Annotated in this window: 14 protein-coding genes; 13 read left to right on the top strand and 1 reads right to left on the bottom strand. The window is 69.8% G+C overall.

Annotation, left to right across the window (positions count from 1 at the left end):
• The first annotated feature begins 94 nt into the window (after positions 1 to 94).
• On the top strand, positions 95 to 2,161 hold the full coding sequence (locus MicroSTF_RS17585) for an acyl-CoA dehydrogenase (RefSeq protein ID WP_029266513.1): 2,067 nt from the start codon (positions 95 to 97) through the stop codon (positions 2,159 to 2,161).
• A gap of 78 nt (positions 2,162 to 2,239) precedes the next feature.
• On the opposite strand, the gene MicroSTF_RS17580 is transcribed toward MicroSTF_RS17585, so the two are convergent.
• Positions 2,240 to 2,686, bottom strand: a complete 447-nt coding sequence (locus MicroSTF_RS17580; protein WP_322957442.1) for a hypothetical protein — start codon at positions 2,684 to 2,686, stop codon at positions 2,240 to 2,242.
• Between the two features lie 124 nt (positions 2,687 to 2,810).
• Here MicroSTF_RS17580 and MicroSTF_RS17575 point away from each other — a divergent pair, with 124 nt between their 5' ends.
• The 12 genes from MicroSTF_RS17575 to MicroSTF_RS17520 all read left to right on the top strand — a co-directional run bounded on the left by MicroSTF_RS17575 (position 2,811) and on the right by MicroSTF_RS17520 (position 22,376).
• Positions 2,811 to 3,854, top strand: a complete 1,044-nt coding sequence (locus tag MicroSTF_RS17575) for an NAD(P)-dependent alcohol dehydrogenase (RefSeq protein ID WP_167254845.1) — start codon at positions 2,811 to 2,813, stop codon at positions 3,852 to 3,854.
• 34 nt (positions 3,855 to 3,888) lie between these two features.
• Positions 3,889 to 4,458 carry a DNA-3-methyladenine glycosylase I gene (locus MicroSTF_RS17570; RefSeq protein WP_029266518.1) on the top strand — a complete coding sequence of 190 codons (570 nt, stop codon included), beginning with the start codon at positions 3,889 to 3,891 and terminating at the stop codon, positions 4,456 to 4,458.
• A gap of 147 nt (positions 4,459 to 4,605) precedes the next feature.
• On the top strand, positions 4,606 to 10,677 hold the full coding sequence (locus tag MicroSTF_RS17565; RefSeq protein ID WP_322957438.1) for an Ig-like domain-containing protein: 6,072 nt from the start codon (positions 4,606 to 4,608) through the stop codon (positions 10,675 to 10,677).
• 43 nt (positions 10,678 to 10,720) lie between these two features.
• Entirely contained in the window at positions 10,721 to 11,692 is a 972-nt protein-coding gene (locus MicroSTF_RS17560; protein WP_029258893.1) for an AAA family ATPase, read from the top strand.
• Positions 11,692 to 12,954, top strand: a complete 1,263-nt coding sequence (locus MicroSTF_RS17555) for a DUF58 domain-containing protein (RefSeq protein ID WP_029266522.1) — start codon at positions 11,692 to 11,694, stop codon at positions 12,952 to 12,954. Before MicroSTF_RS17560 ends, MicroSTF_RS17555 begins: the two co-directional genes overlap by 1 nt.
• On the top strand, positions 12,951 to 15,347 hold the full coding sequence (locus MicroSTF_RS17550) for a transglutaminaseTgpA domain-containing protein (protein ID WP_036271545.1): 2,397 nt from the start codon (positions 12,951 to 12,953) through the stop codon (positions 15,345 to 15,347). Before MicroSTF_RS17555 ends, MicroSTF_RS17550 begins: the two co-directional genes overlap by 4 nt.
• Positions 15,344 to 16,582: an RDD family protein gene (locus tag MicroSTF_RS17545; protein WP_322957431.1), complete on the top strand. Its 1,239-nt coding sequence runs from the start codon at positions 15,344 to 15,346 to the stop codon at positions 16,580 to 16,582. Before MicroSTF_RS17550 ends, MicroSTF_RS17545 begins: the two co-directional genes overlap by 4 nt.
• The gene (locus MicroSTF_RS17540; RefSeq protein WP_021198482.1) at positions 16,579 to 17,394 is read left to right on the top strand and encodes a PP2C family protein-serine/threonine phosphatase; all 816 of its coding nucleotides are present in this window, start codon (positions 16,579 to 16,581) and stop codon (positions 17,392 to 17,394) included. Before MicroSTF_RS17545 ends, MicroSTF_RS17540 begins: the two co-directional genes overlap by 4 nt.
• Positions 17,394 to 18,659, top strand: coding sequence for an FHA domain-containing protein (locus MicroSTF_RS17535; protein WP_322957428.1), 1,266 nt, complete (start codon positions 17,394 to 17,396; stop codon positions 18,657 to 18,659). Before MicroSTF_RS17540 ends, MicroSTF_RS17535 begins: the two co-directional genes overlap by 1 nt.
• Positions 18,656 to 20,284 carry a serine/threonine-protein kinase gene (locus tag MicroSTF_RS17530; protein ID WP_322957426.1) on the top strand — a complete coding sequence of 543 codons (1,629 nt, stop codon included), beginning with the start codon at positions 18,656 to 18,658 and terminating at the stop codon, positions 20,282 to 20,284. Before MicroSTF_RS17535 ends, MicroSTF_RS17530 begins: the two co-directional genes overlap by 4 nt.
• A gap of 14 nt (positions 20,285 to 20,298) precedes the next feature.
• Positions 20,299 to 21,009, top strand: a complete 711-nt coding sequence (locus MicroSTF_RS17525) for a hypothetical protein (protein WP_322957424.1) — start codon at positions 20,299 to 20,301, stop codon at positions 21,007 to 21,009.
• Complete coding sequence (locus MicroSTF_RS17520; RefSeq protein WP_322957422.1) at positions 21,006 to 22,376, top strand: RDD family protein; 1,371 nt, start codon at positions 21,006 to 21,008, stop codon at positions 22,374 to 22,376. The genes MicroSTF_RS17525 and MicroSTF_RS17520 overlap by 4 nt, the downstream gene beginning before the upstream one ends.
• Positions 22,377 to 22,414: the final 38 nt, after the last annotated feature.

Genomic DNA, 22,414 nt, shown 5'->3' with positions numbered 1-22,414 from the left:
GCCGGCTGTTGGAGGAAGTGGACAGAGCACTTCGCCCGTGGTTGTGGCAGACCTACCATGGCAGTATTCCCACTTCCCTCTGAGAGGAACGCTCATGGTCGACGCCGCCGTCCGTCCGAAGACGACTCGCCCCTCCACCGACACCGCGGATGCGCACCTGCGCCTGGATGTCGCCCGCGTCAACGACGCCCTGATGGGCACGTGGGGTGACGTGCGCCGCCAGGCCCGCGAGATGATCAAGGACTCGGCGTTCTGGCGCAAGGATGAGCTCGGCAAGGACGAACACCGCGAGCGCGTGCTCAGCCAACTGCACCTGCTGGTCGAGAACAAGGCCGTGCACCGCGCGTTCCCCAAGTCGCTCGGCGGCGAGGAGAACAACGGCGCCAACATCGCCGGCTTCGAGGAGCTCGTGGTGGCCGACCCCAGCCTGCAGATCAAGTCGGGCGTGCAGTGGGGGCTCTTCGGCTCGGCGATCCTGCAGCTCGGCACCGAGTCGCACCACGCGAAGTGGCTCCCCGGGGTGATGGACCTCTCCATCCCCGGCGCCTTCGCGATGACCGAGATCGGTCACGGCTCCGACGTCGCGGCCGTCGGAACGACCGCGACCTACGACCCCGAGACGGAGGAGTTCGTCATCAACACCCCGTTCCGCGGGGCGACGAAGGAGTACCTCGGAAACGCGGCCCTGCACGGGGTCGCGGCGACCGTGTTCGCGCAGCTGATCACGAACGGCGTGAACCACGGCGTGCACTGCTTCTACGTGCCGCTGCGCGGCGACGACGGCGTCGATCTTCCCGGCATCGGCCGCGAGGACGACGGCCTCAAGGGTGGGCTCAACGGTATCGACAACGGGCGCCTCTCGTTCGACCACGTGCGCATCCCACGCACCAACCTCCTCAACCGCTACGGCGATGTCGCGGCCGACGGCACGTACTCCAGCGCGATCGACAGCCCCGGCCGCCGCTTCTTCACCATGCTCGGCACCCTCGTGCAGGGGCGCGTGTCGCTCGACGGCGCGGCGTCCTGGGCCTCGGCTCTCGGCCTGCACATCGCGATCACCTATGCCACCCAGCGCCGCCAGTTCGACGGCGCGGACGGGCAGGAGGTCGTGCTCATGGACTACGGCAAGCACCAGCGCCGTCTGCTCCCGCGTCTGGCCACCACGTACGCGCAGATCTTCGCGCACGACGAGTTCCTGCAGAAGTTCGACGGCGTCTTCTCCGGTCGCACCGACACCCCGGCCGACCGCGAAGACCTCGAGACGCTGGCTGCGGCTCTCAAGCCGCTGTCGACGTGGCATGCGCTCGACACGCTGCAGGAGGCCCGTGAGGCCACCGGCGGCGCCGGGTTCATGTTCGAGAACCGTCTGGTGGGTCTGCGCGCCGACCTCGATATCTACGTGACGTTCGAGGGCGACAACAACGTGCTGCTGCAGCTCGTCGGCAAGCGTCTGCTCACCGACTACGCCAAGCAGTTCCAGGGCAAGGATGCGGCGGCGCTCGCGAAGTTCGCTGTCGGGATGACGGCGGGCAAGCTGTTCCACGGCGCCGGCCTGCGTCAGCTCGGTCAGGCCGTCTCCGACTTCGGACAGGTGAGCCGCTCGGTCGAACGGGGCCTGCGCGAGGAGCAGCAGCATGACCTGCTCGCGGGCCGTGTGCAGCAGATGGTGGCCGACATCGCCTCGCGTCTGCGCCCCGGCGCGAAGGATAAGGCACTCGGAGCCCGCCTGTTCAACGAGAACCAGGCAGAGCTCATCGAGGCGGCCCGCGCGCACGGCGAACTGCTGCAGTGGGAGGCGTTCACCGACGCCGTGCACCAGATCGACGACGAGGACACGAAGAAGGTGCTCACCTGGCTGCGTGACCTGTTCGGTCTGCAGCTCATCGAGAAGCATCTCGCCTGGCACCTCATCAACGGACGCCTGTCGACGCAGCGCGCCGCGGCCGTGTCGAGCTATATCGATCGCCTGTGCACCCGCCTGCGCCCGTATGCGCTCGACCTCGTGAACGCGTTCGGCTACGAGCCCGAGCACGTGCGTGCCCCCATCGCGAGCGGTCTGGAGAAGCAGCGTCAGGATGAGGCCCGTGCGTACTACGCCGACCTCGCGGCGACCGGCCGGGCGCCGATCCAGGAGAAGGCGCTGAAGAAGAAGCAGCGCTGACCCCGCCCGCGGTTCATGGTCCAGGAATCCCGCCCCGTCTTCACGATCGAGGCGGGATTCCTGTGTCGGGTGTCGTTCTCAGGGCGCCGTGGTGAGGTCCACGCCGCGCGCGGCGGCCAGCGCCTGGAGCTTCTCGGCGGCATCGGTCTCGACGCACACGCATGCCTGCAGCCCCACCGCGTCTTCGTCGCGCAGGAGGTAGTAGCTGTCGGTGTCGGTCAGCTGCGCGCCGCCGGCATCGAAGAACAGCCACCGCACCCGGACGAGCACGAGACGGTCGGAGAGATCGCGGCGCTCGCGCAGCTCGAATCCGACGGAGGCCAGCCCCAGTCGCTGGTAGATCGGATAGGACTGCCGCAGACCGTCGATCATGGCGTCGCGGGATTCCAGCACACCAGAGGAGCGGTCGTTCACGATCGTCCCCGGCGTCGACCACAGCCCCGCCGCGGTCTCGGCATCGAACGCGGTGAGGCTGTCCGCGTAGCGGGTGAGGTACTCGGAGATCGTGTCGTCGGTGGTGGTCATGGCGCGAGTCTAGACGCGGCCGAGCGGAGCGCCCCCGGCCTTGACAATCGCCGATCCGCGCGGATGGCCGATTCCCATCCGAGGCTGGGTAGTCTCGGCAGGTACCCGATCCGAGGAGTCCGAGATGTCTGCCGTGAACGCCTATGCCGCACCCCGTGAAGCGGCCCCGCTCGAGAAGACCGTGATCGAACGGCGCGAGCTCGGCCCACTCGACGTGCTGATCGACGTCGCCTTCGCCGGGATCTGCCACTCCGATATCCACACCGTGCGCGGCGACTGGGGTCCGCAGCAGTATCCGCTCGCTCCCGGGCATGAGATCACCGGCACGGTGGCGGCAGTCGGCGCGGACGTCACCCGGCACGCGGTGGGCGACCGCGTCGGCGTCGGATGCCTGGTGAATTCGTGCGGCGAGTGCCGCAACTGCCTGCGCGACGAGGAGCAGTTCTGCACACAGGGGGCCGTGCTCACTTATGGCAGCACCGACCGTGACGGCACCGTCACCCAGGGCGGGTACTCCGAGCAGGTCGTCGTGACCGAGGCCTTCGTCCTGCGCATCCCCGATGCTCTGGCGCTGGATGTCGCTGCACCCCTGCTGTGCGCCGGCATCACGACCTACTCGCCGCTGCGGCACTGGAACGTCGGACCCGGCACTCGTGTCGCGGTCGTCGGTCTCGGCGGACTCGGGCACATGGGCGTGCAGATCGCGCACGCGCTCGGCGCCGAGGTGACCGTGCTCTCGCAGACCCTGAGCAAGAAGGACGACGGTCTGCGTCTCGGTGCCGACCACTATCGCGCCACGAGCGACCGCGAGACCTTCCGCGACCTGCGGTCGTCGTTCGACGTGATCCTCAACACGGTGAGTGCCGTGATCGATCTGCGCTCGTACCTGAGCCTGCTCGACGTCGGCGGAGCCATGGTGTGCGTCGGTGCTCCCGGCGAGCCCCTCGAGGTCGGCGTGATGTCGCTGATCGGCGGACGCCGCTCGCTCGCCGGCAGCAACATCGGCGGCATCCGCGAGACTCAGGAGATGCTCGACTTCTGTGCAGAGCACGGCATCGCCGCCGAGATCGAGACCATCCCCGCCTCCGACATCAACGCGGCCTATGAGCGCGTGCTGGCGTCGGACGTGCGGTACCGGTTCGTGATCGACGCGGCCACGTTCGGTTGAAGGCGGTGTCGGTCACCGCGGCTAGCCTGAGCGGATGACCTCTCTTCTCACGGGCCCCGACGCCCGCGACCGCTGCGCCTGGGTGGGCGACGACGACGAGTACCGCCGCTATCACGACGAGGAGTGGGGCACGCCCCTGCACGGCGATCGTGCGCTGTTCGAGAAGATGGCGCTCGAGGGCTTCCAGGCGGGGCTCTCGTGGATCACGATCCTGCGCAAGCGACCGCGGTTCCGCGAGGTGTTCGCAGGATTCGAGCCCGGGGTCGTCGCGGAGTTCGACGAGTCCGACGTCGAGCGTCTGATGGGCGATGCCGGCATCGTCCGCAACCGCGCGAAGATCGAGGCGACCATCGGCAACGCCCGCATCGTCCGGGGCATGGCCGAGGGCGAGTTCGACGCGCTCATGTGGTCGTTCGCTCCGACGGCCGCGGGCGATCGCCCGGCATCCTTCGCCGACGTCCCGGCGGTCACGCCGGAATCGACCGCGCTGAGCACAGAGCTGCGCCGTCGCGGATTCCGCTTCGTCGGGCCGACCACGATGTACGCGCTGATGCAGTCGGGCGGGATGGTCGACGACCACATCTCGGGGTGCTGGCGAGCCTGACCTCGGCGATGGGCAAATATCCCCATCGAGCAGTATTCCAGGACGCAGTTAGGATGAACGGGTGCTCGGTGGGCCCGTCGGGACTGCACAGGAGCAATCGAAGAGTGTCACCCTGGGGGGGAACCGGGAATGAAGGCGTTGTCATGGATGCGCGCACGACCGAAGACGCTGGCGTCGGCCGCCGGCGTCACCGTCGGCGTCATCGCCATCACCACGATGGCTTTCACCTATGAGGGATTCCCGACCACCAAGGTCGATCTGAACGACGGCGGCGTCTGGATCACCAAGACCTCGAGCCTGCTCGTCGGGCACTTCAACAACGAGTCGACCGTCCTCGACGGTGGCCTGCGCACCACGGGTGAGAACTACGACATCCTGCAGGACACGAGCAACATCCTCGTCGTCGATGAGAACGCCTCGACCCTGACCGCCGTCGATCCGGCACGCGTCTCGCTCAACGACTCCGCGAAGGTCCCCTCCTCCTCGAAGGTCGCGCTGGGCAACCGCACGGCCGCGATCCTCGACCAGAAGACCGGCGAGCTCTGGGTCGTTCCGGCGCAGGGTGTCTCCTCCTTCGAAGCCGAGGTCAACGAGCCGGTGGCGGAGCTGGGAGCCGGTGCCGACGTCGCGGTGGCCAAGGACGGCACCGTCTTCGGACTCGCGCCGGAGCGCGGCGAGGTCGTCACCGTCCCTGTGGACAACGAGGGGGAGGCGCTCGACGCCTCCGCAGCCTCGGTCGGCGATCTCGATGCGGCCGCGAAGCCGACCATCACAGCCGTTGGACGCACACCGGTCGTGCTCGATCGCGCCGCCGGGGTCGTGACCTCGCCCGGTGGCATGCGCACCGAGATCCGCGGTGCCGACAAGGCGGTCCTGCAGCAGTCGTCCGAGAACACCGACGCGGTGGCGATCTCGACTGCGAACGCCCTCGTCAGCGTCCCCCTCGACGGCAGCGAGCCGACCGAGGTCGACGCGGGGGGCGACGGCACCGCGGCCGCTCCCGTCTGGCTGCGCGGATGCACCTACGGCGCGTGGGCCGGCACGGCGACCTTCATCCGCGAGTGCCCGGGCACGACCAACGACGTCAACGCCCAGGTCGAGGGCGCCGAAGACGCGAAGAGCCTCGTGTTCCGTGTCAACCGCGACGTCATCATCCTCAACGACGCCGTGGGCGGCGCGGCCTGGCTGGCCAACGAGAGTCTGCAGCGCGTCGACAACTGGAACGACCTCACCCCGCCGGAAGGCGAGACCGAGAACGAGGACGACTCGACCGAGGAGACCGTCGAGACGACGCTCCCGGAGCGCAAGGAGGAGAACACTCCTCCGATCGCCGAGGACGACACCTTCGGCGTGCGCCCCGGTGTCACGACCATGCTCCCGGTGCTCGACAACGACAACGACCCCGACGGCGACGTCCTGGTCGCCACGCTCGCCGAGGCCCAGCCCGCGATCGGCACGATCCAGCAGGTGCAGAACGGCGGATCACTGCAGATCGCGGTCGAGGAGGGCGCGTCCGGCTCGACGACGTTCACCTACGAGGCCGATGACGGCCGCGGTGGCAAGGACACGGCGGCCGTCACGCTGACCGTCTTCGACAAGAGCGTCAACACCGCCCCTGTCCCCAAGCGCAGGACGACCTTGACGGTCGAGACCGGCGGCACGATCTCGTACAACATCCTCCCGGACTGGATCGACCCGGAGGGCGACGACGTCTACCTCAAGGACGTGGTCGCCGCTCCCGGAGACGAGGTCGACTTCAACACCGACGGTCAGATCACCTACAAGGCCACGGCGAGCCAGCAGGGGCACAAGGAGGTGCAGGTCACGGTCGCCGACGGATACGGCGAGACGGCCACCGCCACGGTGATCCTCGACGTGCGGCCGGAGGGCTCGACGAAGCCGAAGACCAACGCCGACCACGTCGTCACCCGCGTCGGCGAGCAGGTCACGGTGGCGCCGCTCGCCAACGACACCAGCTCGGGCCGAGAGCTGCTGCGTCTCGGGCGCGTGAACGAGGTCCCCGGCGCGACCATCGTGACCGACGGCCCCAACAAGACGTTCACATTCACCGCCGATGCCCCCGGCACCTACTACGTGCTGTATCTCGCGACCGCCGGTCCCGAGAACGGCGAGGGGATCGTGCGCGTCGACGTGCTGGAGGCGAGCGAGACGGATCTGCCCCCTGTCGCCGTGCGCGACGTGGCGCTGCTGCCGACCGGTGGTGACGTGCTCATCGGTGTGCTCGCGAACGATGTCGACCCCGCCGGCGGCATCCTCGTCGTGCAGTCGGTCTCGATCGAGGACGACTCCGGCGTCTCGGTGTCGGTCATCAACCATGAGACCCTCCGTATCACCGACCAGGGATCGCTCACCGATCAGGCCCGCATCAAGTACCGGATCTCGAACGGTTCCAAGTCGGCCGAGGGCGAGGTCGTGGTGATCCCGATCCCCGCGCCCGACCAGCTCCTCCAGCCGGTCGTGAACGACGACACCGCGATCGTGCGTGCCGGCGACGTCGTCACCATCCCGGTGCTCGACAACGACACGCATCCGAACGACGACGTCATGCACGTCGTGCCCGAGCTGGTCGAGCCCCTCGTCGACCCGGAAGACGGCGAGGCGTTCGTCTCGCAGGACACGATCCGCTTCAAGGCCGGACCCGTCGCGAAGACGGTCTATCTGACGTATGAGGCCGTCGACTCCCGCCAGCAGAAGGACGCCGGCTACGTCACGATTCAGATCCTCCCCGTCGACGCGGACACCAACGCCGCTCCACGCCCTCAGGATCTCGTTGCGCGCGTGCTCGCCGGATCCACCGCGAACATCGCCGTGCCTCTGGACGGCATCGACGCCGACGGCGACTCGGTCGAGCTGATCGACATCGCCTCCAGCCCCACGAAGGGCCGCATCACCGAGACCGCGCAGAACTACTTCACCTACGAGGCGTTCGACGACTCCTCCGGTGTCGATGTGTTCCGCTATCGAGTGCGCGACCGCCTCGGCAAGGAGGGCATCGCCACGATCCGCGTGGGCATCGCTCCGGGCGAGCAGGTCAACCAGAGGCCCTTCGCGGTGAAGGATGCCGTGGTCGTGCGACCCGGCCGTGAGATCTCGGTACCGGTGATGCTCAACGACTCCGACCCCGAGGGCGACAAGATCAGTCTCGTCAAGGACGGTCTCGAGGTTCCGACCGACACGGGGATCACGGCCCGCGTCTCGGGTGACCGCGTGCTGGTGCAGGCGCCGAACCGCGAGCTCGAGACGTCGCTGCAGTACACGATCCGCGATGCGCGGGGCGCGGAAGCCACCGCGGCCCTGCAGATCACGGTCGACGAGGACGTGCCGTTGCAGGCGCCCGTCGCGCGAGACGACCGCGTGCGCCCGACCGACCTCACCGACGGCACGATGAGTGCCGACCTCGACATCCTCAAGAACGACGAGGACCCGGACGGCACGACCGACCGCCTCAAGCTCGCGCTCGGTGAAGGCGCCACGCAGCTCGAGAACGGCAAGGTGCGGGTCACCGTGACGGAGAACCTGCAGCTCATCCGCTACACGATCACCGACCAGGACGAACTGGCCGCATCGGCCTTCATCTTCGTTCCCGCCGAAGCGGACCTCCGGCCGATCCTCGACTCGACGAAGCCGCTCGAGGTCATGAGCGGCGAGACCAAGGAGATCCCGCTCTCGAAATTCGTCACCGTCGCCGGCGGCGGTACGGCTCGGATCACCGAACACGCCAAGGTCACCGCCGTGTATGCGAACGGCGACGACCTCGTGAAGGACGAGACGACGCTGGTCTACACCTCGGCCGACGGGTACTTCGGACAGGACTCGCTCACCTTCGAGGTCACCGACGGCACGGGCCCCGACGACCCCGAGGGCCGCACGGCGACGCTGAGCATCCCGATCAACGTGCTGCCGCCGGAGAACCAGCAGCCCGTGTTCACGGGGGCAGAGGTCATCGTCGCCCCGGGGGAGAAGGCGTCGACGCTCGACCTCGCTGCGCTCACGACCGACCCTGATCCGGAGGACGAGGGCACGCACAGGTACAAGTACGTCAGCGGCGCCGGCAAGGGCATCACCGCCAAGATCGATGGCTCGAAGCTGCTCGTGGAAGCGTCGTCGGATGTCGAGAAGGGCACGGTCGCCTCGCTCAAGCTCGAGATCACCGACGGAACGACCGAGGCGGTCGAAGGCACCGTGACCGTGCGCGTCGGCGCGTCGACCCGCCCACTGCCCGCGGCCAACACCGACACGATCTCGGAAGCGGATCAGGGCAAGAGCATCACGGTGCCCGTGCTCGCGAACGACTACAACCCGTTCCCGGAGACGCCGCTCAAGCTGATGACGGCCGCCACGGAGTCGGGCTCCGGCGGCGCGGCCGTCAAGGGCGATCAGGTGGTCGTCACGCCCGACCCCAGCTTCGTCGGGACCATGGTCGTGCGCTATCGCATCCAGGACGCGACGAAGGATGCCGAGCGCGAAGCCAACGGGCAGATCATCGTCACGGTGCAGGGTGTTCCGGACGCGCCGGGAACCCCTCTCGTCTCGAGCGTGCAGGACCGTACCGTCGTCGTCTCCTACGGGGCGCCGGCGAACAACGGCGCCGAGATCACGAAGTACACGGTGAAGTCCGTCAGCGGCAACCCGTACTCGAAGGAGTGCCGCTCCACCACCTGCACGCTGGACGGCTTGACCAACAACGTCGAATACACCTTCCAGGTGACCGCGACGAACCGCGTCGGCGAGTCGAAGCCGTCAGGCTCGTCGGCGGTCGCCCGTCCGGACGCTCGACCCGACACCCCGAACCCGCCGACCCTCGCCTTCGGCGACAAGTCGCTCAAGGTCTCCTGGGCCACCCCGACAACTCCCGGATCTCCGGTCGAGAGCTACACGCTGGAGATCTCCCCGGCTCCGCCGTCCGGGGTCTCGCAGAAGCAGGCCACCGGGAACTCGATGACCTGGGAGGGGCTCGAGAACGGCGGCATCTACCAGGTGCGCGTGCAGGCTCACAACCGCGCGCCCGAGCCGTCGAGCTGGAGCGGCTGGTCGGCGTCGGAGGTACCGGCAGGTCCGCCGATGCCCGCGGCCGCCCCCACCGTCGCGCAGCTGCAGGCCGTGGGCAGCCAGGCGCAGATGCAGGTGAGCTGGGTGCCGGGGAATCCCAACGGTGATCCGATCGACTCCTTCGAACTGCAGGTATGGGAGGGCGGAACGCTCCGCAACACACTCACCCCGGGGGCGTCCATACGGTCGCAAGCGGTCTCGGTCCCGACATCAGAGGTGCCGTACACCTACCGCATCCGTGCCCAGAACAAGGCGGGCTGGGGCGACTGGAGCCCCATGTCGGCACCGCGCCGCGGTGTGAACAAGCCCGACGCTCCTGTTCTCTCGGCCGTCACACCGGGCGATCGCTCGCTCACTCTCACCTGGTCGCGGAGCGCCCTCAACGGCGCGAAGACGACCGAGGTGCAGTACCAGTACTCGATCAACGGCGGTAGCAGCTGGGCGGCGATGCCGGGCAACAACGTGGTCACCGGACTCGCCAACGGAACCAACTACAACGTGCGGGTGCGCGCGGTCGCGACGGTCGACGGGTCGACGTACGCGAGCGATCCCTCCGGACAGATCGTCGGCAACCCGTACGGTCCGCTGAAGCAGCCGGCGGTCAGCGCTTCGCAGAACCCCACCAGCGTCACCTTCAACTGGGACGCGGGGCCCGCCGCGAACGGCCGCTCCATCAAGACCGTCCGCATCCGCATCGACGGCGGCGGCTGGCAGAACGTCGGCGCCAGCGGCAGCCGTACGGTCGGCGACGGGTACAGCCAGCGACACACGATCGACGTCGAGGTCACCGACCAGGCAGGCCAGCAGATCACCCGATCCGCGGAGCAGACGTCCGGACCGAAGCCCGACCCGCGCGCCTGGGTCACCTCGACCGGAAACGCGAACGGACAGCCCAACTGCAACGACGGCACGTGCGCATACTTCTACCTCACCGGCCGCGGCTTCCCGGCGAACTCCAGCATGTGGGTGCAGTGCGCCAGCAACGCGCCGCCTCCCTACGGCGGCACATTCGGCGGACGGACCGTCACGACCGACGGCAACGGCAACATCGATCAGCAGCTCGGCTGCTACCTCGGCATGCGCCGCGGGACGATCGAGGCCTGGGTCGTGATGGACGGCAAGGAATACGAACACAAGGTCTGGCAGTGATGCCGCGCGACACCTCTCCACGAGAACAAGGAACGACACCCTCATGACAATGACCCCCGAGCAGGCCGCCTGGTTCCAGGGCACCTTCCAGCGCCTCGTCGAGAACATCGACAAGGCCGTGCAGGGCAAGCAGGAGATCGTCGGCCTCGTGCTGGCCTCGATGCTCGCCGAGGGCCACGTGCTCCTCGAGGATGCACCGGGAACGGGCAAGACCAGCCTCGCCAAGGCGCTGGCCGCGACCGTGCAGGGCACCAGCGCGCGCATCCAGTTCACGCCCGACCTGCTGCCGTCCGATGTCACCGGCGTGACGATCTACGACCAGCAGTCGCACCGCTTCGAGTTCCACAAGGGCCCGATCTTCGCGTCGATCGTGCTCGCCGACGAGATCAACCGCGCATCGCCCAAGACCCAGTCGGCGCTGCTCGAGGTCATGGAGGAGTCGCGCGTCACAGTCGACGGCGTCACGCACGAGGCCGGTCGCCCGTTCCTCGTGATCGCGACGCAGAACCCCATCGAGCAGGCGGGCACCTACAAGCTGCCCGAGGCGCAGCTCGACCGCTTCCTGATCAAGACGTCGATCGGCTACCCCGACCTCGCCGTGACCGAGAGCATCCTCGCCGGTGCCTCTGACCGCAACCCCTCGGCCGGCCTGTCCGCGGTCATCACCACGAGCGCGGTGGCCGATATGGCCGACCTCGCCGCGACCGTGCACGTCGAGCCCGCCGTGCTCCGCTACGTGGCCGAGCTCGCCGAGGCCACGCGCGAGGACGGCGCCATCCGCCTCGGCGTCTCGGTGCGCGGGGCGATCGCGATGGTGCGCATGGCCAAGGTGTGGGCAGCGGCCCAGGGGCGCCACTTCGTGCTTCCCGACGACATCAAGGCCCTCGCCCGCCCGGTCTGGCAGCACCGCCTGCTTCTCGACGCCGAGGCCGAGTTCGCCGGCACCAGCAGCGACACCGTGATCGCCCGTGTTCTCGACGCGGTGGCAGCGCCTCAGGCCCGAGTGGCGGCCTGATGACCGCGGAGGCCCTTCCGGCGTCGACGCCGCAGATGGAGCGCGACGCCGGTTGGCGTGACATCGCGGCCGTCCTCGGTGCGCGCGCCCTGACGCGCCTCCGCAAGATCACCTCCGCCATCCGCCCGCTCGCCTGGGTGCTGATGGCCCTCGCCGTCGGCTTCTGGGTGCTCGGCCAGACCGCCGGATGGGCGGAGTTCACCATCGCCGCTGTCGTCATCGCGATCGCCGTGGTCCTGTGCGCGCTGTTCCTCATCGGCCGCACCGCCTACGACGTCGCGCTCGACCTCGCCCGCACCCGTGTGGTCGTGGGAGAGCGCGCGGTCGGTGCCCTGACCCTCGCCAACCGCGGCACCAGGGCCATCCTCCCGTCTCGTGTGGTGCTCCCCGTCGGTTCCGGACGCGGCGAGTTCGGCATCCAGCGACTCGCGCCGGGGGAGGAGGCGGAGGAACTCTTCGCGATCCCCACCCAGAAGCGCGGCGTGGTCAAAGTGGGGCCGGTGAGTGTCGTCCGCGGCGACCCGCTCGGCCTGTTCGAGCGGGCTCACCGTCGTGACGACCCTGTCGACCTCTTCGTGCACCCGCGCACCGTGCTGTTCGACGGTCAGTCGCTCGGCTACCTGCGCGACCTCGAAGGGCTTCCCGCAGCGGATCTGTCTCGCGACGATGTCTCGTTCCACGCCCTCCTGGAGTACCAGCCGGGCGACGACCTGCGTCACGTGCACTGGCGGTCGACGGCCCGCACCGGCACCATGATGGTCCGGCAGTACGAGGAGACCCGACGCTCGCACTTCGTGATCGGGCTCTCGCGCTCGCTCGCCGACTACGCCACCGAAGACGACTTCGAGCTCGGGGTCTCGGCTGCGGGGTCGATCGGCCTGCGCGCTCTGCGCGACTCTCAGCGCGTCGACATGCGCGTGCAGGGCCGGGAGCTTCCCGCGGGCACCGGCAAGCAGCTGCTCGACTCGCTCTCGGCCGTGGAGAACAGCAAGCCGAAGGAGGGCGGCATCGCCGAGCTCGCGGGCGTCGTGTCCGCCACCATGCCGTTGGCGAGCGTGGTGGTCCTGGTCTGCGGCGCTCGGGTGAAGTCCGACGATCTCCGCCTCGCGTGCGCGCGTCTGCCGTTCGGTGCCCGTGTCCTCGTCGTGGTCGCCGACACCACGGCCTCCGCCCCGGCGCTGCGCCGCATCGGCGATGCCGACGTCGTCACGGTGGGTGCGCTCGAACAGGTCCCGCTCGCTCTGCAGAAGGTGCTCGCATGACCGGGTCCTCCGCCGCGTTCGGCGACCTCCCCCTCCGCCGTTGGATCCTCGACCTGGGAGCGACGGCGCTCCTGGTCCTCACGGCCCTCGTGGGCTTCTGGCCGACGTTCGCCGGTCCGTCGTTCCTGCCCGCCGCCATCGGTGGAATCCTGATCGGCCTGGCGATCGCGGTCATCACGACCTGGCGTCATTGGGGCATCCTGATCATCGCGGGTCTCACGATCGCCGCGTACTTCGTGTTCGGCGGAGCTTTCGCTCTGCCGCAGACGTCGATCCTCGGCTTCATCCCGACCATCGAGACGCTGCAGAAGCTCGCGCTCGGGACGGTCACCGCGTGGAAGCAGATGCTCACCACGGTCGCCCCCGTCGCGGCGGCCGACGGACACCTCGTCGTCCCGTTCCTGCTGGCGCTGGTCGTCACCACCGTGACCGCCTCCCTCGCGCTCCGGCTGTCGCAGGTGGCGTGGGCCCTGATCCCCGCCGGCGTGCTGCTCATGCTGGTGATCGCGCTCGGCACGCCCGAACCCGCGTTCCCGCTCGTGCAGGGACTCGTGTTCGCGGTCGTGAGCATGTCGTGGCTCGCCCTTCGCCAGTTGTGGGCACCGCAGAACACGGCGATCTCCGTCAGCGAGGTCGATCCCTCCCGCGCCGCGCACATGCGCACCCGGCGTCTGCTCGCCGGGGTGGCCGTGCTGGCGATCGCCGGCGGCGCGGGGGTGGCAACGAGCGCCGTCGCGAACCCGGCGCAGCCACGACACGTGTTCCGCGACGTGATCATCCCGCCGTTCGACATCCGGGACTACCCGAGCCCCCTGCAGGCGTTCCGGAAGAACGTGCGCGACGAGGCGGACCAGACGCTCTTCACGGTGCAGGGCCTGCCCAAGGGCGCGCGCGTGCGCACCGCGGTCATGGACCAGTTCGACGGGATGGTCTACAACGTCACCGACGGCGGGCCCACCTCGTCGAGCGCCTTCAGCCCCCTGCGATCGAACATGTCGCCGGATGCCGAGGGTGTCCCGGTGACGCTCAACGTCGAGATCGGTGCGTATCGCGGAGTATGGATGCCCACCGCGGGCGAGCTGTCCGAGATCAGGTTCTCCGGCGACGATGCCGAGCAGCTGCGCCGCGGCACCTACGTGAACACCGAGACGGGTACCGCCGTCTCCACCACGAAGCTGACGAAGGGTGACGAGTACACGGTGGATGCCGTGATGCCGAACGTACCCGACGACGAGCAGCTCGCCGAGGTGCCGTTCGGCAAGGTGTCGATGCCGAAGCCGAGCAACGTGCCGGAAGAGCTCACAGCCCTCGCCGCCGAGACCATCGCCGGTGCCGAGACGCCGATCGAGCGGGTGCGGGCCCTCGAGAACTTCCTCTCCAAGGAGGGCTTCTTCAGCCACGGGCTCGAGGGAGAGGTCATCTCCCGCGCCGGCCACACCGCCGAGCGCATCTCGACGCTCGTCGGCGGGGAGCAGATGATCGGTGACGACGAGCAGTACGCCGTCGCCATGGCGCTGCTCGCCGGGCAGGTCGACATCCCCGCCCGGGTGGTCATGGGCTATTACCCCGACGAGGACAAGGCAGGCGAAGCCACGTTCGCCGCCACCGGCGACAACGTGCACGCCTGGGTCGAGGTCAACTTCGAGGGACTCGGGTGGATGGCGTTCAACCCCACCCCGCCCGAAGACCAGGTGCCGAACGACCAGAACACCAAGCCGCGCGTCGACCCGAAGCCGCAGGTGCTGCAGCCGCCCCCTCCGCCGCAGGAACCCGTCGACCTGCCACCCACCCTGCCCGACGACCGCGAGGCCGAGGACGAGAGTCTGAACCTCGCGGGCATCATCGGGGCGATCCTCGTGATCGGCGGCATCTCCCTCGGAGTGATCGCACTTCTGGCATCGCCCTTCATCGTGATCGGCGCGTGGAAGGCGGCGAAGCGTCGTTCCCGCCGCGCGGCCGCGCGCACCGCCGACCGCATCAGCGGCGGCTGGGACGAGCTCACCGACCGTGCTGTCGACTACGGCGCCCGCATCCCTCCCGGAGGCACGCGGATCGAAGAGGCGGCGGTCGTGGCGTCGTCGCTCACGGTCCCGCAGGTCACCGCCCTCGCCGAGCGGGCCGACGCCGACGTGTTCGGCCCCGCCGAGCCGAGCCCGGAGGATGTCGAGTCCTTCTGGCACGAGGTCGACGACATCGTCGGCGGACTGGGCAAGGAGGCCGGCTTCTGGAAGCGCCTCCAGGCGCGACTGAGCGTCCGCTCCCTGATCGGCGGCACCGCCATCTCGAACGGATTCCAGAACCTGAAGGACGCGGCGGCCGTGCGCGTCCGCCGCGAACCTGGCACCATCAAGAACAGCACGACGCCCCCGTCCCCCGAGAGCGAGACCTCATGACGCAGCCCGCGCCCGACCAGATCGCGCCGGTCTCCCGTCGCGCCGTCGCCTATCTCATCGACGCCTTGATCGCCGGGGGCCTCGCGATCGTGCTCGGCGGCGGACTCCTCGTCGCCGTGTCGCTCGCCGGCAGCGTCGAGGCCGGCCTCGGAGTCCTGCTGATCGGCGGCCCCGTGGTGAGCCTGGTGCTGCTCGGCTGGTTCTTCGTCTACACGGTGATGCAGGCGGGGGCCGGCTCGATCGGCATGCGCGCTCAGAGTCTGAAGCTCGCCTCGGCCGCGGACGGGAGTCCGCTCGGCTTCGGACGCACGCTGCTGCGCAACGTCATCTTCGGCCTCGCCGCCTCCGTCGTCGTGGGGTACTTCACCCCGCTCTTCGACGGCTCCGGACGGTTCCAGGGGTGGCACGACAAGGTCGCCGGATCCCTGATGCTGGACGCGCGGGTACCGGCGCCCGTCGGGGCGGACGCCGCGGCGCCCGCTTCGGCTCCGACGGTGCGGGCTGCCGCGGTCGGGCCGGCTGCGGCTCCGACGGCGCAGGCGCCAGCGATCCCCGGTCTCCCGCAGCCGCCGGCAGCAGCCCCGGCTGCGCCCGCCTCTCCGGCACCGGCCTCCATCCCTCCGCGACCGGCCGCCCCCGCGGCGCCCGTCGCCGAGGCGGGATCGCTCATCGCCTTCGTTCCCGGCATCACGCAGGACGCCCCCGTGCGGTCCGCGCCGGCGGTGGAGCCCGAACCCGAGATCGACGCGACCATCCAGCAGCACCCGGTGGCTCCCGTCGCACCGCCTGCGCCGCCAGTGCCCCCGGTGCCGGCAGCCGCGCCTGTCCCGGACGCCTCGGCTGCTCCGGCGGCTCCCTCCTCGGCGGTCGTCGAGGAGGACGATCTCGAGGACACCAGGATCAGTGTTCCGGGGCATCGCCTCGTCTTCACCTGGGATGACGGCACGCGAGTATCCGTCTCACGACGCACGGTGTTCGGGCGCAACCCTGCCCCGGAAGAGGGAGCCACGCTCGTCCCCGTGCGCGACGAGACGCTCTCCCTCTCGAAGACGCACTTCGAGGCCGCAGCGGAGACGTCGGGCGGGTGGGTGATGGATCGCCATTCCACGAACGGCATGACCATCGTGCGCGCAGGACAGCGGATCGCCTGCCCCGCGGGGCAACGCGTGCCCGTGCGTCTGGGCGACGCCATCGAGATCGGCGACCGCATCGTCACGATCGGCGGCTACGCGTGAGGCCGGGACTCATCGTCTCGACCGGATCCGCGACGCATCCGGGGCTTCGGCGTGCGCTGAACGAGGACGCACATCTGGCGGCCGCTCCGATCTTCCTGGTCGCCGACGGAATGGGTGGCCACGAGGCCGGAGAGCGCGCGAGCGCCGCCGTGATCGCCGAGTTCGCGCGGTACATCGGACGTTCGGCGCTCGTGCTCGACGATGTCCGCCACGCGCTGTCGCTCTCGAGAGAGAGCGTGGAGGAGCTGTCCACCTCCGGCAACGGCCGCGCGGGGACCACTCTCAGCGGAGTGGTGATCGCGTCCGTCGACGGCATGGGGTATTGGCTCGCGCTCAACATCGGAGACTCGCGCACCTACCGCTTCGCCGACGGCGAGCTCGAGCAGATCAGCGTCGACCACTCCGTGGTGCAGGAGCTGATCGAGTCGGGCGAGCTCACGACCGAGGACGCCGTCTCCGATCGACGCCGCAACATCATCACCCGGGCCATCGGCGCGAGCAGCACGGGAGACGCCGACTACTGGATGTTCCCCGCAGAACTGGGCGACCGCATCCTGGTGTGCTCCGACGGACTCACCTCCGAGGTGCCGGACGCGCGCATCCGCGAGGTTCTGAACGCCGAGTCGGATCCGCAGCGGGCCGCTGATGTGCTCGTCGACGAGGCCGTCAGCGCCGGGGGCAGGGACAACATCACCGTCCTCGTCGTCGATGCCGTCTCCGTCGCCTCACGGCCGGGCACGCTGATGGCCACCGACACGGACATCGACCAGGACACACGTCCACGAGAAGCCGCAGCAGGAGGGGTTCGCTGATGCAGACCATCTACCGACCGGGACAGTGGTACCTGATCGTCATCCCGGGAGCGCTCGTCGCGCTGCCCCCCGACGTCCCGGGCGATGTCGTCGCGCGGCTGTGGGAGCGGATGCCGGAGGAGAAGACGCTCGCGACGGTCGTCGATGTGCTCACCGCACACGCGGGAGGCTCGTTCACGTCGCTGCCGTCCTTCGTCGCCGCCGTCGCCGAAGGTGCCGATGTGCGCATCGCCCTGCGAGGCGCGGTCTCCGCCCAGGTCGCGACCCCGACCGACTCGTTCGAGCTGTCCGGCGCTGAGGTCACGACCTGGAACGAGCGATTCCTCGGCGGTGCGTCGAAGATCGAGATCACCGTCGAGGCCCCGACCGACGCCGACGGCCTGCCCGTGCAGAGCGGCATCGTGCGTGCCGCGGCCGTGAGCGCCGAGCTCGAGCCGAGCGACGCCGATCCGCTCACCTCCGTGCTCGGGCCGTCGCCCGTGGTCGGCGCCGTGCTCTCGGAACCGGCTCTGCCCGAGGCCGTCGCCGCCGAGCCGGTCGTGCCGGAGCCCGAAGCGGAGCCCGAGCCCGCACCCGAGCCGGAGCCCGCACCCGAGCCGGAGCCCGCACTCGAGCCGGTCGTGCCGGAGCCGGTCGTGCCGGAGCCCGAGGCCGAGGAGCCGCTTCCCCTCATCGAAGACGCCTTCCTGCCGCCCACGGAGGTGACGCTCGCGCCACCGGTCGACGACGACTTCGACCAGCTGTGGGGTGCCACCGTGCACTCGGTCGGCGGGGCGGCACCGGTGGTGCCGGTCCCCGTCGAGGGCGACCACGACGGCGCCACCGTCTCGGCAGCGGACCTCCGTGCTCTCCGCCAGCAGCCGCCGGTCGCGAACGACGCGCCGACGGAGGTGCTCGATGTGGCGCCGACGCCGGCCGTGGCCTCGGTCGGCCGCATCCGGCTCTCCACCGGTCAGGTGGCCGCCCTCGACCGCACCGTGATCATCGGGCGCCGGCCACGGTCGACACGTGCCAGCGGGGCGAACCTCCCGCACCTGATCGCCGTCGAGAGCCCCCAGCAGGACATCTCACGCAGCCATCTCGAGGTCAGGCCGGAAGGCGACACCGTGGTGGTCATCGACCTGCACACCACCAACGGGTCCACGCTCCTGCGCCCGGGCGCCGACCCCGTGCGGTTGCACCCCGGGGAGCAGACGCTGGTGCTCTCCGGCGATGTCGTCGACCTCGGCGACGGCGTGACCGTCGCCTTCGAGGATCTCCCGTGACGCGTCGCCCGTCGCCGCCGCCGGATCTTCCCGGCTTCACCTATGTGGAGCCGTTGGGCACCGGTGGCTTCGCCGACGTGTTCCTCTACGAGCAGGAGATGCCTCGCCGCCGCGTCGCGGTGAAGGTCCTGCTCGCCGATCGCATCTCGAGCGGCGCCGCGCAGGAGTTCGCCGATGAGGCGAACGTCATGGCCATGCTCTCGACGCACCCCGCGATCGTCACGATCTACCAGGCCGGGGTCGCGGGCGACGGGCGCCCCTATCTGGTGATGGAGTACTGCCCGCGGCCGAACCTCCAGCTGCGCGCACGGAAGGACCCGTTCTCCGTCGCCGAGGCTCTCCGGGTCGGCGTGCAGGTGGCCGGCGCTGTCGAGACGGCGCACCGCGCAGGCGTGCTGCACCGCGACATCAAGCCCGCCAACATCCTCGTCACCGAGTACAACCGGCCGGCGCTCACCGATTTCGGCATCGCGTCGACGACGGGCGCGACGGGGGAGGCGTCGGGCATGTCGATCCCGTGGTCGCCACCGGAGTCGTTCGCCGAGCCGCCCCAGAGTGGGCCGCGCACGGACGTGTGGGCGCTGGGGGCGACGCTGTACACCCTGCTCGCCGGACGATCACCGTTCGAGCGCCCCGGGGAACGGAACTCCAGTGCCGACCTCATCGAGCGCATCGAGCGCGCCGCCCTGCCGTCTCTGAAGCGGCCGGACTCCCCGGAGAGCCTGCAACGACTCCTCGAGCGCTCGATGGCGAAGAATCCCGACGATCGCTTCCCGAGCGCCGTGGCGTTCGCGCGAGCGCTGCAGAAGGTGCAGATCGAGCTCTCCCACTCGGTGACCCCGATCGACATCGTCGACGATCACCCGCCGGTGGAAGACCTCGACGACGACGGCGACGGTCTCACCCGGGTGCGGGAGATCGTCAGTATCGATCCCGACATGGCCTCGTTCACCCGTCCGTCGGCGACGACGCAGCGGAAGGAGCCTCCGGCCGCGCTGCAGGGGGTGCCGCGCTTCGACGCCCCGGCCGCCCAGGAAGCGGCGGTCGAGCAGACGCAGCTGCGTACGCCGTCTCCCGTTCCTGCACCTCCGACCGTGCCGGGCGCCGACGACCGGACCATCGCCCGTGCGCCGATGGTCGTGGCCCCGGACGCCGCCGTGCCGCCGACGATGGTTCCCGGAGCGCCCGTCGAGGCCCCGGTCGCACCCGAGCCGCCCCGCAGTCGGAAGGGGCTGTGGATCACCCTCGCCGCCGCGGGAGTCGTGCTCGTGATCGGCGGCATCGTCGGACTCAACCTCCTGGTCGCGGGTATCGCGCCCGAACCGCAGGAGACCGCGGAAGCCGTCGATCCGAAGGACGTCGGAACGGATGTGGTGCCGAAGGTGACGGAGCTCGCCGGGACGCGACAGGGCGAACAGGTGGTCTTCACCTGGACGAACCCGAGCCCGCTCGACGGCGATTCGTACATCTGGACCCCGGTGGCGGTCTCGGGCGAGGTCGATCCCCAGCAGACGCCGGATCCGACCGCCACGGTGCCCGCCGCGGCGGGGACCGTCTGCATCGATGTGATGCTGCGACGCGACGACGGGCGCGCGTCCGAGACCGTGCGGGGGTGCGTGGAGTGAGTGGTGAAGGCGGCGTGACCGTCGAGTTCGCGGGGGAGTACTTCCCGGTCCGTCGGGGCGGGCGGTTCATCGTCGGGCGCGAGGGAGATCTCGAGCTCGACGACAACCTGTTCCTGCACCGGCACTTCCTGGAGATCACCGACGCCGACGGGTTGTGGTGGCTGTCGAACGTCGGCACGCGACTCACGGCGACCGTGACCGATTCGGCCGGTGGCGTGCAGGCCTGGCTCGCTCCCGGTGCCCGCCTTCCGCTGGTCTTCGAGACCACGACCATCGTGTTCAGCGCGGGACCGACGACCTACGAACTCACCTTGCATGCGGCGGAGCCGACGTTCCGTGCGACCAGGCGCGAGCACGACGACGGGGGTGCCTCCACGATCGGCGACGTCCCGTTGACCCTCAGCCAGAAGCTCCTCATCCTCGCGCTGGCGGAGCCGCAGTTGCGCAGGGACGGTACGGGTATGAGCGAGATCCCGACGTCGGCGAAGGCCGCGGAGCGCCTCGGCTGGACCGTCACCCGCTTCAACCGCAAGCTCGACAACGTGTGCGACAAGTTCGACCGGATCGGTGTGCCCGGAATGCGCGGCGGACAACGCAGCTTCGCGACCAACAGACGTGCGCGCCTGGTGGAGCACGTGATCGCGTCGCGACTGGTCGGCAAGAGCGACCTGCCGTTGCTCGACACCGCGCACGCCGTCGACGAGGTCGAGGGAGAGCAGGAGTGATCTGGGAGATCGACGACCACGCTCCCGAGGTCGAAGGGCTCGACGCGCACGGACGCCCGGATCCCGCGTACGCGGAGGCCCTCGGTCTCCGCACAGCAGGGCGAGGGCCGCGCGTGCTCGCCGCGCTGATCGAGTGGGCGGTGGCCGTGCTCATCGCGCTCCCGGCGATCATCGCGCTCACCCCGGTTCTGGCGCAGGTCGTGGCAGGGCAGTTCGACGCCGAGAAGTTCTTCGCCCGCGGTGACCTGGTGTGGCTCATCGTCGCGGCAGCCGTATCGCAGGGCTTGATGATCGCCTATATCGTCGTCCAGCTCGTCCTGCACGGACGCAAGGGAGTGACGCTCGGCAAGGCGATCTGCGGCATCCGCTCGGTGAACGTCCGAACCCTCGAGCGCCCCGGTTTCTGGCGCGGAGCCGTGGTCCGCTTCCTCGTCGCCTACGCCTCGCTCATCGTCCCGGTCATCGGTCCGGTGCTGGTGATCATGCTCTCCCCGCTGTTCGACATCGAGAGGCGAGGACGCGGCTGGCTCGATCTCGCTGCCGCGACCTGGTTCGTCGACGTGCGCGGCGGGTTGAATCCCTACGATGCGAAACGCATGCGCATCGCGCGCAAGCGCGTGAAGACGCCCGAACACGAGGAGAAGGCTCCGCTGCCGTCACTGGCGACGCCGGTGCATCGCGACGCGCCGGCCGAGTACGTCCCGAGTGCGCGCCTTTCCGGAGGCGTCATCGGTGCGCACCGCTCGGCCGCGGCGGCTGCGACGGAGCAGGCAGAGCCATCTGGAGCCGGCTCCAGGGTGTCGGCGGCGCCGCCGTCGCTCGCGACGGGCGCACCGGCTCCGGCGACGTTCGCCCCGGCTCCCGCCCCGGCTCCCACTCCGGCTCCGGTCCCCGCTCCGGCACCGGTCGCGGCGCCCGCCCCGCCCGCCGCGCCCGCCCCGCCCGCGGCGGAACCGCCCGCCCCGGCATCACCTGCACCTGTACCTGCGTCTGCTGCGCCCGCTGCGCCCGCTGCGCCCGCTGCTCCCGCACCCGCGGGCGTCCGTGCGATCCTCGTGCTCGACACGGGCGAGCGCATCGAGGTGCGCGGCACCACGCTCTTAGGGCGGTCTCCGAGTGCGGCCGCCGGCGAGGGGGAGGCGCTGCTCGTGCCGGTGATCGACGACACTCGCTCGGTGTCCAAGACGCACATCGCGGTGATGCCGGCTCGACGAGGTGTCTTCGTCGTCGACCGGGCGTCGACCAACGGCAGCGCGATCATCCGGGGCGGTGCGGAGACGGTCCTCCCGGCCGGACACCCCGCCGAGCTGAAGACCGGCGACACGGTGCGCTTCGGCGACCGGTCCCTCCAGGTGGAGTGGGCATGACCCTGAGTAGTGAGATGCGCCCTCGGCGCGGTGAGGAC

Source organism: Microbacterium sp. STF-2 (assembly GCF_034650155.1).
GTDB lineage: Bacteria > Actinomycetota > Actinomycetes > Actinomycetales > Microbacteriaceae > Microbacterium > Microbacterium maritypicum_A.
Note: the sequence above shows the minus strand (reverse complement) of the source record. Positions and strands in the feature narration are given on the sequence as shown.

Excerpts from the sequence above, each read along its gene's own strand:
- MicroSTF_RS17585 (WP_029266513.1), top strand. The coding sequence starts at position 95 with ATGGTCGACGCCGCCGTCCGTCCGAAGACGACTCGCCCCTCCACCGAC.
- MicroSTF_RS17565 (WP_322957438.1), top strand. The coding sequence starts at position 4,606 with ATGCGCGCACGACCGAAGACGCTGGCGTCGGCCGCCGGCGTCACCGTC.
- MicroSTF_RS17570 (WP_029266518.1), top strand. The coding sequence starts at position 3,889 with ATGACCTCTCTTCTCACGGGCCCCGACGCCCGCGACCGCTGCGCCTGG.
- MicroSTF_RS17575 (WP_167254845.1), top strand. The coding sequence starts at position 2,811 with ATGTCTGCCGTGAACGCCTATGCCGCACCCCGTGAAGCGGCCCCGCTC.
- MicroSTF_RS17550 (WP_036271545.1), top strand. The coding sequence starts at position 12,951 with ATGACCGGGTCCTCCGCCGCGTTCGGCGACCTCCCCCTCCGCCGTTGG.
- MicroSTF_RS17580 (WP_322957442.1), bottom strand. The coding sequence starts at position 2,686 with ATGACCACCACCGACGACACGATCTCCGAGTACCTCACCCGCTACGCG.
- MicroSTF_RS17555 (WP_029266522.1), top strand. The coding sequence starts at position 11,692 with ATGACCGCGGAGGCCCTTCCGGCGTCGACGCCGCAGATGGAGCGCGAC.
- MicroSTF_RS17545 (WP_322957431.1), top strand. The coding sequence starts at position 15,344 with ATGACGCAGCCCGCGCCCGACCAGATCGCGCCGGTCTCCCGTCGCGCC.
- MicroSTF_RS17560 (WP_029258893.1), top strand. The coding sequence starts at position 10,721 with ATGACAATGACCCCCGAGCAGGCCGCCTGGTTCCAGGGCACCTTCCAG.
- MicroSTF_RS17535 (WP_322957428.1), top strand. The coding sequence starts at position 17,394 with ATGCAGACCATCTACCGACCGGGACAGTGGTACCTGATCGTCATCCCG.